The sequence below is a fragment of the Longimicrobiales bacterium genome, assembly GCA_035764935.1.
Classification (GTDB): Bacteria; Gemmatimonadota; Gemmatimonadetes; order Longimicrobiales; family RSA9; genus DASTYK01.
In genome coordinates, this window is sequence record DASTYK010000144.1 from 1 (window position 1) to 12993 (window position 12993).

Genomic DNA, 12993 nt, shown 5'->3' on the forward strand with positions numbered 1-12993 from the left:
CGGGCGTCGATATGCGGCTCGAGCGCGTTGTTCGCGTACGGCAGGTCGGGGAGCTGGAACGGATACGCCATGTCGAGTTGTCCTCGCGGTTGTGCGCGGTACGTCGCGCGCAGGAATGGAATGCTGCACGAGCCCGTCTGACGCCAGGCGGCCCGGGCACCCCGCGCTCCGCTGCAATACGCGCGCCGGGTACCGAACAGAAGATCGGCGCTCCCGGCAGTGCAGGAGCGCCGAATCGGCACGTTTCTGTGGAGGTCTGGCAGGAAGCGCGTCCCGGCGCGCGGCGCGGAAACGCTGCTGCGGGTCAGGCAGCAACGTTGCCGCAGGTCAGGCGGTCTGCCGCGCGTTGCCGCAGGTCAGGCGGCCCGCTGCGTGCCGCGGCCCCGTTCCATCTGGTCGAACAGCATCGACTCGATCCTGCCGAGCATCGAATCGGGATCGGCGCGCTCCGGACCGAAGAGGCCGTCGTCGCCACCCTCGGCGCGGTTCGCCGCCGAGAACAGGCTCAGCCACCGGTCGAACCGCTCACCCATGCGCATCACGGCGTAGAAACGATGCCCCTGCCGCTTGCCGGGCAGCACCAGGTCGATCCCGGCCGCGACGATCGAGACCGGTGCAAGCACCACGTCCTTGAGACCGTCGAGAAACAGCTTGAGCTGAAAGATCGCGAGGTCTCGCAGCAGAATCCGCTCGGTCGATTGCATCCGCAGGCTCCTTGGAGTTGTCACACCCGGAGCAGTACGGACCCCGTCAGCACGGGGTTTCAGGGCGGCGTGCGCGTGCTCGCGATCAGCGGAAAACCTGGGCGCGCCCCTCCAGCCAGGTCTGCGGCCCGAAGCTCGGCTCGCCCAGCGCCCCCGCATCGATCGACAGGGTGCCATCCAGCCGGTAGTCCACCTGGTTGCTCGAAAGCACACGTCCCAGGACGTCGGCCAGCCCCTCCAGCTCCGAGAAGCTCAGGCCGATCTCGATCGGGATGACCGTGTCCTGCTGTGCGGAGAGCGGCAGCCCCAGGGGGAAGCTCACGTCGGCCGCGCGCGTATCCGAAAGGAACAGGTCCCCGGCAAGACGGGTCAGGTTGAGCCCGAAGGTGTTGGGATTCTCGACGTGCGCATAGATGCGGATCGCGGCGCCGCCCAGCGGGCGCGACGCCGAGGGACCCAGCAGCCGGATCTCGGCGTTGCGTCCACTCGCCGACGAGAAGCGCGGCGGCTGCACGATCGAGCTCAGCCCGAGCTGCGCGCAGCCAGCGAGCAGCAGTGTCATGCCGGCCACGCCGGCCATCCCCATCCGTTTCATCGCACCCTCGTCATGGTGGAGTCCCGCCGGGCACCTCCGTCCCGGTGTTTCGGGCGCCGGAAAAATGCAACGCGCGTGCCCCATTGCGGGAGCACGCGCGTATCGACGAATTCGCCGGTCGAGCCGGAATCAGGTCGGACCGGGGCCGCCAGCCTTGTGGCGGTACGTGATCCGGCCGCGCGAGAGATCGTAGGGCGACAGCTCGAGGGAGACACGATCGCCGACCAGCACGCGGATCTTGAACTTCGACATCTTGCCCGCCGCGTACGCCAGCACCGTGTGCCCGTTGTCCAGCAGCACGCGGTAGTTCCGATCGGGGAGGACCTCGGTCACGACGCCCTCCATTTCAATCCCACCCTGTTTCGCCATCCAGTTCCTCGGCCGGAGTTCCGTTGTCGCTCACAAAGCATTGAAAGATAATGACCTGCAGGCGATTCCGGAAAGGGGGACGAGTTTCCGTCACCCGGAGGAGGCGTCCTGTCACAATCCCGTCCCTTCGAGCGTTGGCTCTGGACGGCAAAAAAGAATCCGGGTACGAACACCGGGGGCGCGCAATAGAGGAAGGAAGCCCCGGAGTCCGTACCCGAATTCTGTTACTGCCTCTTACGACGAACCGCCACCTGATGTTCCACGCTGCCGGCGGCGCCTCGAGTCCACCCTCCCAGATGGCCTCATATATATAGACGCCTGTCGGCCCGATTTCGTTGCGTTACCCTGATCGCAAGCCCCGCGCCGTCGTGGCATATCGCCTGCCCTGTGCGCCAGACCCGCAACGGAGACGCGCAATGGCAAACGGCACGAGATCGATCTGGATGGACACGACGGAGCCCGTCCACTACCCGAAACTGCAGCAGAATGCGACCGCGGACGTCGTGGTGATCGGCGCGGGGCAGGCCGGGGTGGCCGCCGCCTACCTGCTGGCACGCGAGGGCGCCAGCGTGGTGCTGCTGGACAGGGTCCAGCCGGGAGGCGGAGAGTCGGGGCGTACGTCGGCGCATCTCACGGCGTGGATCGACGACGGCATGGACCTGATCGCGCGCGAGCACGGCGAGGCCGCGGCGCGGCACGTGGCGGAAAGCCATGGCCGGGCAGTGGACTGGATCGAGCAGGTCTCGCAGCGGGAAGGGATCGACTGCGGGTTCCGTCGCATTCCGGCATTTCTCTTTTCCGTGCACGAGGACCGCGCCGAGCGCCTGGCCGCGGAGCGCGACGCCTGCGGGGCAGCCGGTATCAGCGCCGCGCTGGACCAGCAGCCGCTCTACGACCCGTTTGGCCATGGACTCGCCCTGCGCCTCGATCACCAGGCCACGTACCACCCTCTCCGTTTCATCCATGGACTCGCCCGCGCTGCTGCTGCTGCGGGGGTCTCGATCCACGGTGATTCGTTCGTGAGCGACGTCGACAGCGAGAGCGACGTCGTCACGGTGAAGACGCGCGGCGGGGTGCGCGTGCAGGCGAAGGCGGTTGTCGTCGCGACCAACACCCCGTTCACCGACTACGCGAACGTGCACACCAAGCAGGCGCCGTATCGAACGTACGTCGTGACGCTGGCAGTCAAACCCGGTTCAGTACCGGACGCGATGTACTTCGACGATGAGGATCCGTACCACTACTGCCGGCTGATCCGCGAGGCGGGTGATCGGGAGCTGCTGATCGTGGGTGGCGAAGATCACAAGTGTGGCCAGGCCGAGGACGGCGCGGAGCGGCTGGATCGGCTGGAGGCGTGGGCCCGCGCGCATTTCAACGGGCTGGGCGAGCGCACCCACGGCTGGAGCGGCCAGGTGTTCGAGCCGGCTGACGCGCTCGGGCTGAACGGGCGCCAGCCGGACAGGGAGCATGTGTACATGATCACCGGTGACTCCGGCGACGGTCTCACCAACGGCATCTCCGGCGCGCGGCTGGTGACGGATCTGATCCGAGGCCGTGCGAATCCGCTCGAGGACGTGTACGATCCAGCGCGCCGGCCGAAGTCACTGAAGGAGTTCGCGCGTGAGAACCTGAACGTCGCGAAGGTGTTCACGCTCGACCGGCTGACCGCCGGCATGGGCACCGACATCGATGACCTGGCGCGGGGCGAAGGCCGCGTCGTGCGGCGCAACGGCGGTGCAGTCGCGGCGTATCGCGCGGAGGATGGCACCGTGCACGAGTGCTCTGCGCTGTGCACGCACATGCGCTGTGTCGTGCACTGGAATCCGCTGGAGTCGTCGTGGGACTGCCCGTGTCACGGCTCGCGGTTCAGCCCGACGGGCGAAGTGATGATGGGGCCGGCGATGTCGCCGCTGGAAGAGGCGGAGTAAGGCGGCATGACTGCAGGTGGGGTGGTGAGCCCGGCGTTCGCCGCTGCGTGGCTCGCCGGGCGGGCACGGGACGGGTTTGACTGCGGAAGAGGTCGTATCACCGTGAGGCACACTGGAGAGGAATGACGGAGTTCCACGATACACCGGTTTTTCCGCGCGGCTTTTCGTGCGCGAGCCGGAACTGCGGGATCAAGGCGACGGGCCGGGACCTGTCGCTCTTTGTTTCTGAGGTGGACGCTGCGGCAGCCGCAGTGTTCACGCGCAATCATTTTCCGGGTGCGCCGGTGCTGCTCGGACGCGAGACGATCCGCGGTGGTGTGCTGCGTGCCGTGATCGTGAACAGCCGCGTGAGCAACGTCGGCACGGGCGCGGAGGGGCTCGCCAACGCACGGCGGATGGCTGCGGCCGCGGGTGCGGAAGTCGGTTGCGATCCGGCGCGGGTACTCGTCAGCTCGACCGGCGTGATCGGGCTGCCGCTGCCGATCGACCGGATCGAGGCCGGCGTGCGGGGGATGACAGCGGACCTGCAGCCCGATCCGCGGGTCGGCGCCGAAGGCATCATGACGACGGACACGTATCCCAAGGCCATGTCGCTGTCCGTCGGCGATGCGACGATCACTGCCGTCGCCAAGGGGTCGGGCATGATCGCGCCGAACATGGCGACCATGCTCGTCTACATCTTCACCGACGCGCGCGTTGCTGCCGATCGCCTCGATGCGATGCTGCGTGCCGCGGTGGACGACACGTTCAACATGATGTCGGTGGACACCGACACGAGCACGTCGGACACCTGTGCCATCCTGGCGAACGGACTGGCAGGCGACGTCGACGAATCGGCGTTCGCCGCGGCGCTGCACGCGCTCTGCGAGCGCACGACGGAGCTGCTCGCACGGGACGGAGAGGGCGCGACCAAGCTGCTGCGCGTGCGCGTCCGGGGCGCGGCGTCGGAAACGGACGCGCGTACCGTCGCTCGCTCGCTCGTGGACTCGCCGCTGATCAAGACGATGGCGTATGGCGCGGACCCGAACGTCGGTCGCGTGCTGATGGCCATCGGCAAGTGTTTCGATGCGCGCGTGGAGCCGTCGCAGACCGGTGCGTGGATCAATGGCACGCAGGTGATCGCGGGCGGCATGCGCCGACAGTTCGATGAGGCCGCTCTGCGCGTCTCGCTGGCGGGCGATCCCGTCGAGATCGAGATCGATCTCGGCGTCGGCGCCGCGCAGGCACGCGCGTGGGGGTGTGATCTGACCGAGGGCTACGTCAGGGAGAACGCAGCCTACTACTCCAGCTAGGCGCGGCGCGTGTTCCGGATCCGGCGGGTCTTCGACAAGGTCCTGCCCGAGGACCGGGCCGTCGTGGAGCACGTGCAGGAGATTCTGCGCGCGCAGTTTGCCTCGCTGCCGGAATCCAAGGTGCAGGAGCTCGGCGAGATGCTGCACTCGCCCGCGCCCGACGGGTTCCGTCCCATCCTGTTCGTTGCGGAACGGCGCAGCGATGTGCTCGGGTTCGCGCTGCTGCTGCACGACCGGAAGCTCCGGTTCTGCTACCTCGACTTCATGTCGGCGGGGCAGGGGCTTACCGGCGGCGGCATCGGCGGCGCGCTCTACACCCGCGTTCGCGACGAGGCGCTCGCGCTCGATGCGATCGGCATCTTCCTCGAGGCGCTGCCCGACGATCCTGCCCTGTGCCGCGACCCGGCGGTGGTGCGGCAGAACGCCGCCCGGCTCCGCTTCTACGAGCGCTACGGCGCGTACCCGATCATCGGCACGAGGTACGAGACTCCCGTTCGCCCCGAGGACGAGTGTGCGCCGTTCCTCGTGTTCGACGACCTGGGGCAGGGCACGCGGCCGACGCGACGGCAGGCGCGGCAGATCGTGCGTTCGATCCTCGAGCGTCGCTACGCCGATCACTGCCCACCCGACTACGTGGACATGGTCGTCGACTCGATCCGCGACGATCCCGTCCGTCTGCGCGAGCCGAAGTACACGAAGCCGGAAGCGACGAAGGCAACGGAGAAACTGCCGCCCGGACGTCGCATGGCGCTGGTGGTGACGGACCTGCACGCGATCCATCACGTGCGTGAGCGCGGGTATGTCGAGGCGCCGGCTCGGATCGATGCGATCGAGCGGGAGCTGCGCACTCTGCCCTTCCTCGAGCGCGTCGAGCCACGCACCTTCCCGGAGTCGCACATCCTCGCCGTGCACGACCGCGACTTCGTCGAGTACCTGCGCCGTATCTCCGGCTCACTGCCCGAGCAGCGGGTCGTGTATCCGTACGTGTTCCCCATCCGCAACGCGACCCGGCCGCCCAGAGACCTCGCCGTGCGCGCCGGCTACTACTGCATCGACACGTTCACGCCGCTCAGCAGAAGCGCGTTCCGCGCAGCACGACGTGCGGTCGACTGTGCGCTCACCGCCGCGCAGAAGGTGCTAGAGGCGTATCCGTTCGCGTACGCGCTCGTGCGGCCGCCGGGACACCACGCAGAATCACGAGCGTTCGGCGGCTTCTGCTACTTCGGCACGAGCGCCATCGCGGCACACTACCTGTCGGGCAGCGGGCGCGTCGCGATCCTGGACATCGACTACCACCACGGCAACTCGCAGCAGGAGATCTTCTGGACCCGCGACGACGTGCTCACCGTTTCACTCCACGGGGACCCGTCCTTCGCGTATCCGTACTTCACCGGCTTCCGCGACGAGCGCGGTGGTGACCGTGGCTTCGGCTACAACCTGAACATCCCGCTGCCCGAGAACCTGGACGGCACGGGCTACCGGCGTGTGCTGAAGAATGCGCTCGAGCACATCCGCGCGTTCGCGCCGGCGTACCTGGTGGTGGCGCTCGGGCTGGACACCGCACGCGGGGACCCGACGGGGACCTGGTCGCTCAGGTCGGAAGACTTCGAGAAGAACGGTGAGATGATCGGCGCGCTGGACCTGCCCACGCTGGTCGTGCAGGAGGGAGGCTACCGGACGTCCGCGATCGGTCGCAACGCGCGGCGGTTCCTGACGGGGTTGTGGAGGGGGAGATACGGCGGGCTGTCGTGATTGTTGAGCGGTCGGGTTGCTTCACCGTCAGGCGCGATGGGGCCGCCGGGGGCGGCGCTCGCCGTCGAGGCGCGGGCGCCGGGCCGCTGGGGGCGCCTGGCCGCAGGGGGCGCCGGGGGCGCAGGGGGCGCTCGAGGATGCGAAGGCGAGGGGGCATGCAGGGCGGTGATTGTACGGTTCGGCCCCTCCATGTGACGATTGTACCGGACGTATCAAAGGCAACGTTGCACTGGTGCGTTCTCGGGCGAATGCGAGCAACGTTGGCTTGGATAATCAAAGGCAATGTTGCGCGGATGCGTCCGCGGACGAATGCGAGCAACGTTGGCTACGATAATCAAAGGCAACGTTGCACTGATGCGTGCCCGGACGAATGCGAGCAACGTTGGCTACGATAATCCAAGGCAACGTTGCACTGATGCGTGCCCGGGCGAATGCGAGCAACGTTGCCTGTGATCACGGCGGCCCGGCAGCGGAGGTCTGTGCGTTCTCCGCGCCATTCGCGACTTCGCGGTAGAACCAACGCCAGGGCAAAGCAAAGCGGCGCCGGTCCGCAGAAGACCTGGCGCCGCCTGGCTATGACTGAGCGGACGGGCTCAGGCGAGTGCGCGGAGCACGGCCTGCTGGGCCTCGTCGGCGTCCTTCGCCGGGCCCTGGTGCGGCGTGCCGAACAGCGAGTAGCCGTACTGACCGGTCGGTGAGATGGTGATGATTCCGACCTGCCGGCCGTCCTTGATGATGCGCTCATCGAGCGTGACCGACACGACTCCTCCTGATGGGGATGAACCGAACAGGTGAACGCGGTGTGCCGCCCTGACCCCCGCGACGCGCCAGCGGGCGGCGCCGTGCGGCGTCGCCTGCTCCCTCACCCTGCGGGGTCCCTGGGGGCTCCGCGGCTGGCCGGGCGTATACACCACGTGGAGGAAGGCTCAGATTCCGCTTCCATTGCATGGCAAAGCCTGCTAGATTATCACTGCTGGGCGGCTCACCGTCTCCGGTGAGTCGTCTTTTTTTGCGGGCCGTCGACAGACAGGGTCGGCGGGGTCCGGCGGGAGCGAGAACGCCCGGACGGCCGGGATGGGCCCGGACTGCAGAGCGGCAAATGAGCAGCGTCACGGTGGCGCTGCGGGGGCGAGTGCTCCCGAGCGGTGCGGCGAGGCGGAGAAGAACCTCGTCGTGGTGGCCGGCAAGGATGCGGGCCGAGGAAAAACTACAGGAATGCGATTCGAGGATCTCACGAGCTGTGAGCCGCTGCTGCGCGCCACGCGCGAGCAGGGCTGGACGACCCCCACCCCAATTCAGGCCAAGGCGATCCCCGCAGCGAAGGAAGGCAAGGACGTCGTCGGTATAGCCCAGACGGGTACCGGCAAGACGGGTGCGTTCCTGCTGCCCGCCCTGGAGCGGCAGATCGGCGAGGAAGGGCTGCACACACTGGTGCTCTGCCCGACGCGCGAGCTGGCGCAGCAGGTGGCCGCGGATGCGCGGGACCTGACGAAGTACGCGGAGCTGTTCATCGGCGAGATCGTGGGTGGCATGCCGATGCGGAAGCAGATTCGCGACCTGCGAGCCGGGTTCGACGTGATCGTCGCGACACCGGGTCGGCTGCTGGACCACATGGAGCGCGGCAACGTCGACCTCTCGACGGTGCGGACGCTGGTGCTGGACGAGGCGGACCGGATGCTGGACATGGGCTTCCGTCCGCAGATCGAGGCGATCCTGCGGGAGGTACCGACGGAACGCCAGACGCTGTTCTTCTCGGCGACAATGCCGAACGGCGTGCACGCGCTGGCGCTGCGGATCCTGAAGGAGCCGGTATGGGTCGAGGCGGCGCCGCAGTCGACGGTTGCGGACAAGGTTGAGCAGCTCGTCTACTCGGTGCGCTCGGAGAAGAAGGGTGAGCTCCTGATCCAGCTCCTGCGGGAGACGCACTGGGAGCAGGTGCTCGTGTTCACGGCCACCAAGAGCGGTGCCGACATCCTGGTCTCCAAGCTGAAGCGTGCGGGCGTCAAGGTAGACGTGATGCATGGCGACAAGGACATGAAGCAGCGTCGCGGCGCGCTCGAGGCCTTCACCGACGGGCATGTTCAGGTGCTGGTCGCGACGGACGTCGCGCAGCGGGGCCTGGACATCGAGGGCATCAGCCACGTCGTCAACTACGACGTGCCGCGCAATCCGGAAGACTACGTGCACCGGATCGGCCGCACGGGCCGCGCGGGCGCAGCGGGAACGGCGGTGACGTTCGTGTCGGCAGCGGACGCGATGCAGATGCGCGACATCGATCGCATCCTGAAGGAGCCGCTGCCGCGGATCTCGCTGCCGGGCTTCGACTACGATTCGAACCTGCTGGAGCCGAAGACGCCGGCAAAGCCGGTCGCGCGGACCGGCCGTGCCGGGAACCGGATGGGTGCGCGCAAGGCGGCGGACCTGACGCCGGAACAGCTGCAGGAGCTGCTCAAGGTCGGCTGAGCTTTTGTTCTACCACGGAGAGCACAGAGTTGCACAGAGGACTCGCGGCACTTGCCGCGGGTCCTCTGGCGTTTCCGGCTCTGCGCCCTCCGCGCGCTCTGCGGTGAGAATCAGTTCTTCCGGTCGGTCAGGAAAATATCCAGCACCAGCACGATGCCGCCGAGGCCGGCGATGAGGAAGAAGAGCATGGCGAGGCCCGGGTAGCCCAGGATGGTCCAGCTGGTCTCGACCTGCATGAGCATGGCGGCGCCGATGATGAGGGCGGCGAGGATGAGACCGGTGGTGATGCGGTTGGCGACTTTCTGGATACCGGTGATCAGCTCTGCTTCGTCGATGGCGTTGACGCGGACTTCGATCTCGTTGTTGACGAGGCGTTCGAGCAGCTTGTTCACGCGAGCGGGCAGGTGCTGCACGAGCTGGCCCATCTCGAGGGCGTTGGCCATCAGGTTGGTCGGCGACATCGCGCGCATCATGCGCTGGCGCATGATCTCGGCGGCGTGACGCTGGATGGCGTCGGACGGCCGGAAGCCCGGGTCGAGGATGCGTGAGACCTGATCGAGGTTCAGCAGCGTCTTGCCGAGCATGGTCAGCTCCGGCGGGATGCGGACGCCGTTCTCGCCTGCGGTACGGGTGACCTCGATGATGATGCGCCCGATGTCGATCTGCTCGATCGCGGCATCGAAATGCCTGGCGACGATCCGCGCGACGGCGCGCGTGTACGCCTTCTCGTTGAATCCGTCCAGGCGCGTGCCGGTCTCCAGCACGATCTCCGCGACCTCCTCACCGCGTCCCTCGCTGATCGCCAGCAGCATCTTGATGAGCTGGTCCTGCAACCCGGGTGCGAGGTGGCCGACCATGCCCAGGTCGATCAGGGCGATCCGGTTGTCCTCGGTGAGGAAGACATTGCCGGCGTGCGGGTCGGCGTGGAACACGCCATCGACGAGGATCTGCTTGAGGTACGCGCGGAACAGCTCGTCACCGAGCGCGGCACCGTCGATCTCGAGCAGCCGGAGCGGTGAGACGGCAGTCACCTTTCTGCCGCGGACGTACTCCATGGTGAGCACGCACGACGTCGTATAGTCGTCGACCGGCTCGGGCACGACGATGAGCTCGAACTCGCGCAGGTTGCGTGCGAAGACGGAGAGGTTGCGCGCTTCCTGGATGTAGTCGAGCTCCCGCATCATCGACTGGCGGAACTCTTCCAGCATCGGCGCGAAGGCCATGCGCCGCCCCGCGTCGGTATGCTCGTCGGCGAATTGCGCCACTTCGTTGAGCGCCTCGAGGTCGGCGAGGATCCGTTCGCGGATGTTGGGTCGCTGTACCTTGACCGCGACGGCGCGGCCGTCGCGCAACCGGGCCCGGTGCACCTGGCCGAGCGAAGCGGCGGCGAGCGGCTCGGGGTCGAACTCGGAGAATGCCTTGGAGATGCGGACGCCCAGCTCGCGCTCGATCGTCTCCTCGACATCGGCATAGGGGAACGGCTCGACCTTGTCCTGGAGCCGCTCCAGCGCCTCGGTGTAGGAGGCCGGCAGGAAGTCGGCGCGGCTGGCCAGCAGCTGGCCGAGCTTCACATAGGTCGGACCGAGCCGCTCGAGGTCGCTGGCGAGCTCATCGGACAGGTCGTCGCGCGGGTCGCCAGCCGCGGCGCCGTCGCGGTCGGCGGCACTGTCCGGCAGCGCCTGCTCCAGGCCAGCCTGCCTGACAGCGTCGCTGCGACCATACTTCATGAGCAGTGCGGCAAGGTCCCTGTAGCGTGCGACGTGCTTGGGCTTGAGCGAGATCCCCATATTCTTCCCCGTGTTGGTCGCGGCACAGGTGCAAACGTCGCGCCGGACTGTCGGGATACGGATGTGCAGGAACTACCGGCTGTGACGTCCTTTCTCATGAGGGCGCGGCGGCCGACGGGTGAGCGGGCGGCGCCAATGTGGCGCAGAGCCGGTGAGGCGGAACCGACCGCGCGGGGCGGCCGCGCAAGGGCAGGGCGTTGAGCGCTGACTGGGAAGCCGTGTACAGGGCGACGTTTGGCGATCTCGTTCGCTATCTCTACCGCAAGGTCTGGGACCGGGAGCGGGCGCAGGAGCTTGCGCAGGAGGCATTCGTACGTGTGCTCGCGCAGGAGCGTCGCGAGGGCGCGGCGACGGTGTCCAACCCGCGTGCCCTGGTGTTCACCATCGCCGCCAACCTGGCGCGCGACGAGGCGCGCACGGTGATACGTCGCAGGAAGCATCTCGCGCTGCTCAAGAGCGACACCGAGGCGACGAGCGGCGGCGCCACGCCCGACGCGAGCGAGGACGTGCAGCGGGACGAGGAGCGGCAGCGGGCGCAGGCCGCGCTGCGTCGTCTGAGCGATCGTGATCGCGAGGTGCTGCTGCTGTGGGATGCGGGGCTGAGCTACGAGGAGATTGCTGCGCAGACAGGTCTCGCGCAGGGCGCGATCGGCACCACGCTGTCGCGCGCCCGGCGTCGCCTGGTCGCAGCCTATGAGTCGATGGAGGGACGCCATGCGACACGTTGATGATGCGCTGCTCGTCGCGTTTGTCGACGATGCGCTGAGCCAGGAGGAGCGCATCGACGTGGAAGCGCACCTCGCGATGTGCGCCGGGTGTCGCGCCCGCGTCGCGGAGGAGCGCCGGCTGGCGGAGCGTGCGGCTGCCGTGCTCGGCGCGGGTGTGCCCGAGAGCGAGCCGGAGATGCCGGCATTCGCCGAGATCCTGCGGCGCAGCGAGGAGTCGGATGCGACGTCCCGGGGCGGCGTTCGCGGTGCGCGGTCGCGTTCGTGGACGCTGCCGCCGCTCGCGTGGGCGGCCATGCTCGTGGTCGGCCTCGGTGCGGCGGTCATCGCGCGGACCCTGCTCGTGTCGCCGGAGTTCAATGCCCCGGCCGAATCGCGGGTGGATGGCATGGACGTGATCGAGGATGCGCAGACGCCAAGCACGGTGGCGGCGCCGGCCGAGTCCGTGGATGCGGCCGTCGACCAGGGGGGCGCCGCTGCTGCCGTGCAGTCTGCCGCTCCGCGGGATCCCGCTGTTGCGGGCGGTGAGCCCGCAACACTGCCGCCCGCGCCCGCAGCGGTCGCGGAGCGTCGAGTTTCCGCGGCCGAGCAGACAGCCGCCGCAAAGGCCGCAACGGAGCCGCAGACCGTACAGGAGCAGCCCCTTCGTGAGCGTCCGCAGGATGCGCCGCGGGTCGAGCCGTCCCGGGAGAGGGAGCGTTTCGCCGACATGCTGCGGCGGGACACGGCGCAGGCGGTGGCCCAGGCACCGCGTGCTGCCAGAATCGAGGCGGCCCCCCCGGCTCCGCCGTCACCCGGGGCGGCCCGTGCTTCCGGAGCAGCGGCGGCCGGATCGGTCGCACTGAGCGGGGCGGACGTCGCCTGGCGCGGCGAATCACTTGCCGGGGCCCGCGAGCGAGGTGTGAGCGTGGCCGGTGTGCCGGACGCGCCGGTCGTGTCGGTCTGGCTGGGCACCGGTACTGCGGCGTGGCGCGCGCGCGTCGTGCAGCAGGTGGACAGCGCGAGCCTCGAGATCATCGAGTGGCGGCGCTCGCCCGGCATGGCCGGGCAGAGCGGCAAGCTCGGTGATGGGCGGAACTATCTGTTCACCGAGCGCGACGGAGTCGTGTTCCTGCTCCGCTCGACCCTGCCGGTGGAGCGGCTGGAGACGCTCAGCGCGCGGATCCGGGAGCTGCAGTAGCGAGTCGCGCCGGACAGGGGCGGTGCCTGCGACGGTCGCCTTGTCCGGCGCGCGGCGGATGACGCATATTCGCGTCGACTCGAACCGTCGATCCCTCCTACCTGCCAACAGAGTGTTCGAGATGAGAAGCCCTGCCGTCGCTGGTGCGAGCGGCAGCGGGCGGTACGCGTAAGCGTGGCCGCCGCTGTCGCCATACCC

12 protein-coding genes are annotated in these 12993 nt (G+C 68.3%); 6 read left to right on the plus strand and 6 right to left on the minus strand.

The window, feature by feature from the left end; all coding sequences use genetic code 11:
- The 4 genes from VFU06_11770 to infA all read right to left on the minus strand — a co-directional run.
- Window positions 1–242: hypothetical protein (locus VFU06_11770; protein HEU5210060.1), on the minus strand; the 242-nt coding region annotated here is incomplete at its 3' end.
- 114 nt (window positions 243–356) lie between these two features.
- Window positions 357–704 carry a hypothetical protein gene (locus tag VFU06_11775; protein ID HEU5210061.1) on the minus strand — a complete coding sequence of 116 codons (348 nt, stop codon included), beginning with the start codon at window positions 702–704 and terminating at the stop codon, window positions 357–359.
- A gap of 85 nt (window positions 705–789) precedes the next feature.
- A complete protein-coding gene (locus VFU06_11780; protein ID HEU5210062.1) occupies window positions 790–1299 on the minus strand; it encodes an LEA type 2 family protein in 510 nt (169 codons plus the stop codon).
- 129 nt (window positions 1300–1428) lie between these two features.
- The gene (gene infA, locus VFU06_11785) at window positions 1429–1668 is read right to left on the minus strand and encodes a translation initiation factor IF-1 (protein HEU5210063.1); all 240 of its coding nucleotides are present in this window, start codon (window positions 1666–1668) and stop codon (window positions 1429–1431) included.
- 416 nt (window positions 1669–2084) lie between these two features.
- Here infA and VFU06_11790 point away from each other — a divergent pair, with 416 nt between their 5' ends.
- The 3 genes from VFU06_11790 to VFU06_11800 all read left to right on the plus strand — a co-directional run bounded on the left by VFU06_11790 (window position 2085) and on the right by VFU06_11800 (window position 6640).
- Window positions 2085–3596, plus strand: coding sequence for an FAD-dependent oxidoreductase (locus VFU06_11790; protein ID HEU5210064.1), 1512 nt, complete (start codon window positions 2085–2087; stop codon window positions 3594–3596).
- A 122-nt stretch (window positions 3597–3718) separates the two neighbouring features.
- Window positions 3719–4888 (plus strand): bifunctional glutamate N-acetyltransferase/amino-acid acetyltransferase ArgJ, encoded by a 1170-nt coding sequence (gene argJ, locus VFU06_11795; GenBank protein HEU5210065.1) that lies wholly within the window; start codon window positions 3719–3721, stop codon window positions 4886–4888.
- A gap of 9 nt (window positions 4889–4897) precedes the next feature.
- Entirely contained in the window at window positions 4898–6640 is a 1743-nt protein-coding gene (locus tag VFU06_11800) for a histone deacetylase family protein (protein ID HEU5210066.1), read from the plus strand.
- A 593-nt stretch (window positions 6641–7233) separates the two neighbouring features.
- Here VFU06_11800 and VFU06_11805 read toward each other — a convergent pair.
- Window positions 7234–7401 carry a hypothetical protein gene (locus VFU06_11805; GenBank protein HEU5210067.1) on the minus strand — a complete coding sequence of 56 codons (168 nt, stop codon included), beginning with the start codon at window positions 7399–7401 and terminating at the stop codon, window positions 7234–7236.
- A 454-nt stretch (window positions 7402–7855) separates the two neighbouring features.
- Between VFU06_11805 and VFU06_11810 the strand changes: the two genes are divergently transcribed.
- Window positions 7856–9103, plus strand: a complete 1248-nt coding sequence (locus VFU06_11810; protein ID HEU5210068.1) for a DEAD/DEAH box helicase — start codon at window positions 7856–7858, stop codon at window positions 9101–9103.
- 110 nt (window positions 9104–9213) lie between these two features.
- On the opposite strand, the gene VFU06_11815 is transcribed toward VFU06_11810, so the two are convergent.
- Window positions 9214–10890, minus strand: a complete 1677-nt coding sequence (locus VFU06_11815; protein ID HEU5210069.1) for an AarF/UbiB family protein — start codon at window positions 10888–10890, stop codon at window positions 9214–9216.
- A gap of 197 nt (window positions 10891–11087) precedes the next feature.
- Between VFU06_11815 and VFU06_11820 the strand changes: the two genes are divergently transcribed.
- Both VFU06_11820 and VFU06_11825 read left to right on the plus strand, forming a co-directional pair.
- Entirely contained in the window at window positions 11088–11618 is a 531-nt protein-coding gene (locus VFU06_11820; GenBank protein HEU5210070.1) for a sigma-70 family RNA polymerase sigma factor, read from the plus strand.
- On the plus strand, window positions 11605–12795 hold the full coding sequence (locus tag VFU06_11825) for a zf-HC2 domain-containing protein (protein ID HEU5210071.1): 1191 nt from the start codon (window positions 11605–11607) through the stop codon (window positions 12793–12795). The genes VFU06_11820 and VFU06_11825 overlap by 14 nt, the downstream gene beginning before the upstream one ends.
- Window positions 12796–12993: the final 198 nt, after the last annotated feature.

Coding starts and splice junctions, on each gene's coding strand:
- VFU06_11815 (HEU5210069.1), bottom strand. CDS start 10,890: ATGGGGATCTCGCTCAAGCCCAAGCACGTCGCACGCTACAGGGACCTT.
- VFU06_11825 (HEU5210071.1), top strand. CDS start 11,605: ATGCGACACGTTGATGATGCGCTGCTCGTCGCGTTTGTCGACGATGCG.
- VFU06_11810 (HEU5210068.1), top strand. CDS start 7,856: ATGCGATTCGAGGATCTCACGAGCTGTGAGCCGCTGCTGCGCGCCACG.
- infA (HEU5210063.1), bottom strand. CDS start 1,668: ATGGCGAAACAGGGTGGGATTGAAATGGAGGGCGTCGTGACCGAGGTC.
- argJ (HEU5210065.1), top strand. CDS start 3,719: ATGACGGAGTTCCACGATACACCGGTTTTTCCGCGCGGCTTTTCGTGC.
- VFU06_11780 (HEU5210062.1), bottom strand. CDS start 1,299: ATGAAACGGATGGGGATGGCCGGCGTGGCCGGCATGACACTGCTGCTC.
- VFU06_11775 (HEU5210061.1), bottom strand. CDS start 704: ATGCAATCGACCGAGCGGATTCTGCTGCGAGACCTCGCGATCTTTCAG.
- VFU06_11790 (HEU5210064.1), top strand. CDS start 2,085: ATGGCAAACGGCACGAGATCGATCTGGATGGACACGACGGAGCCCGTC.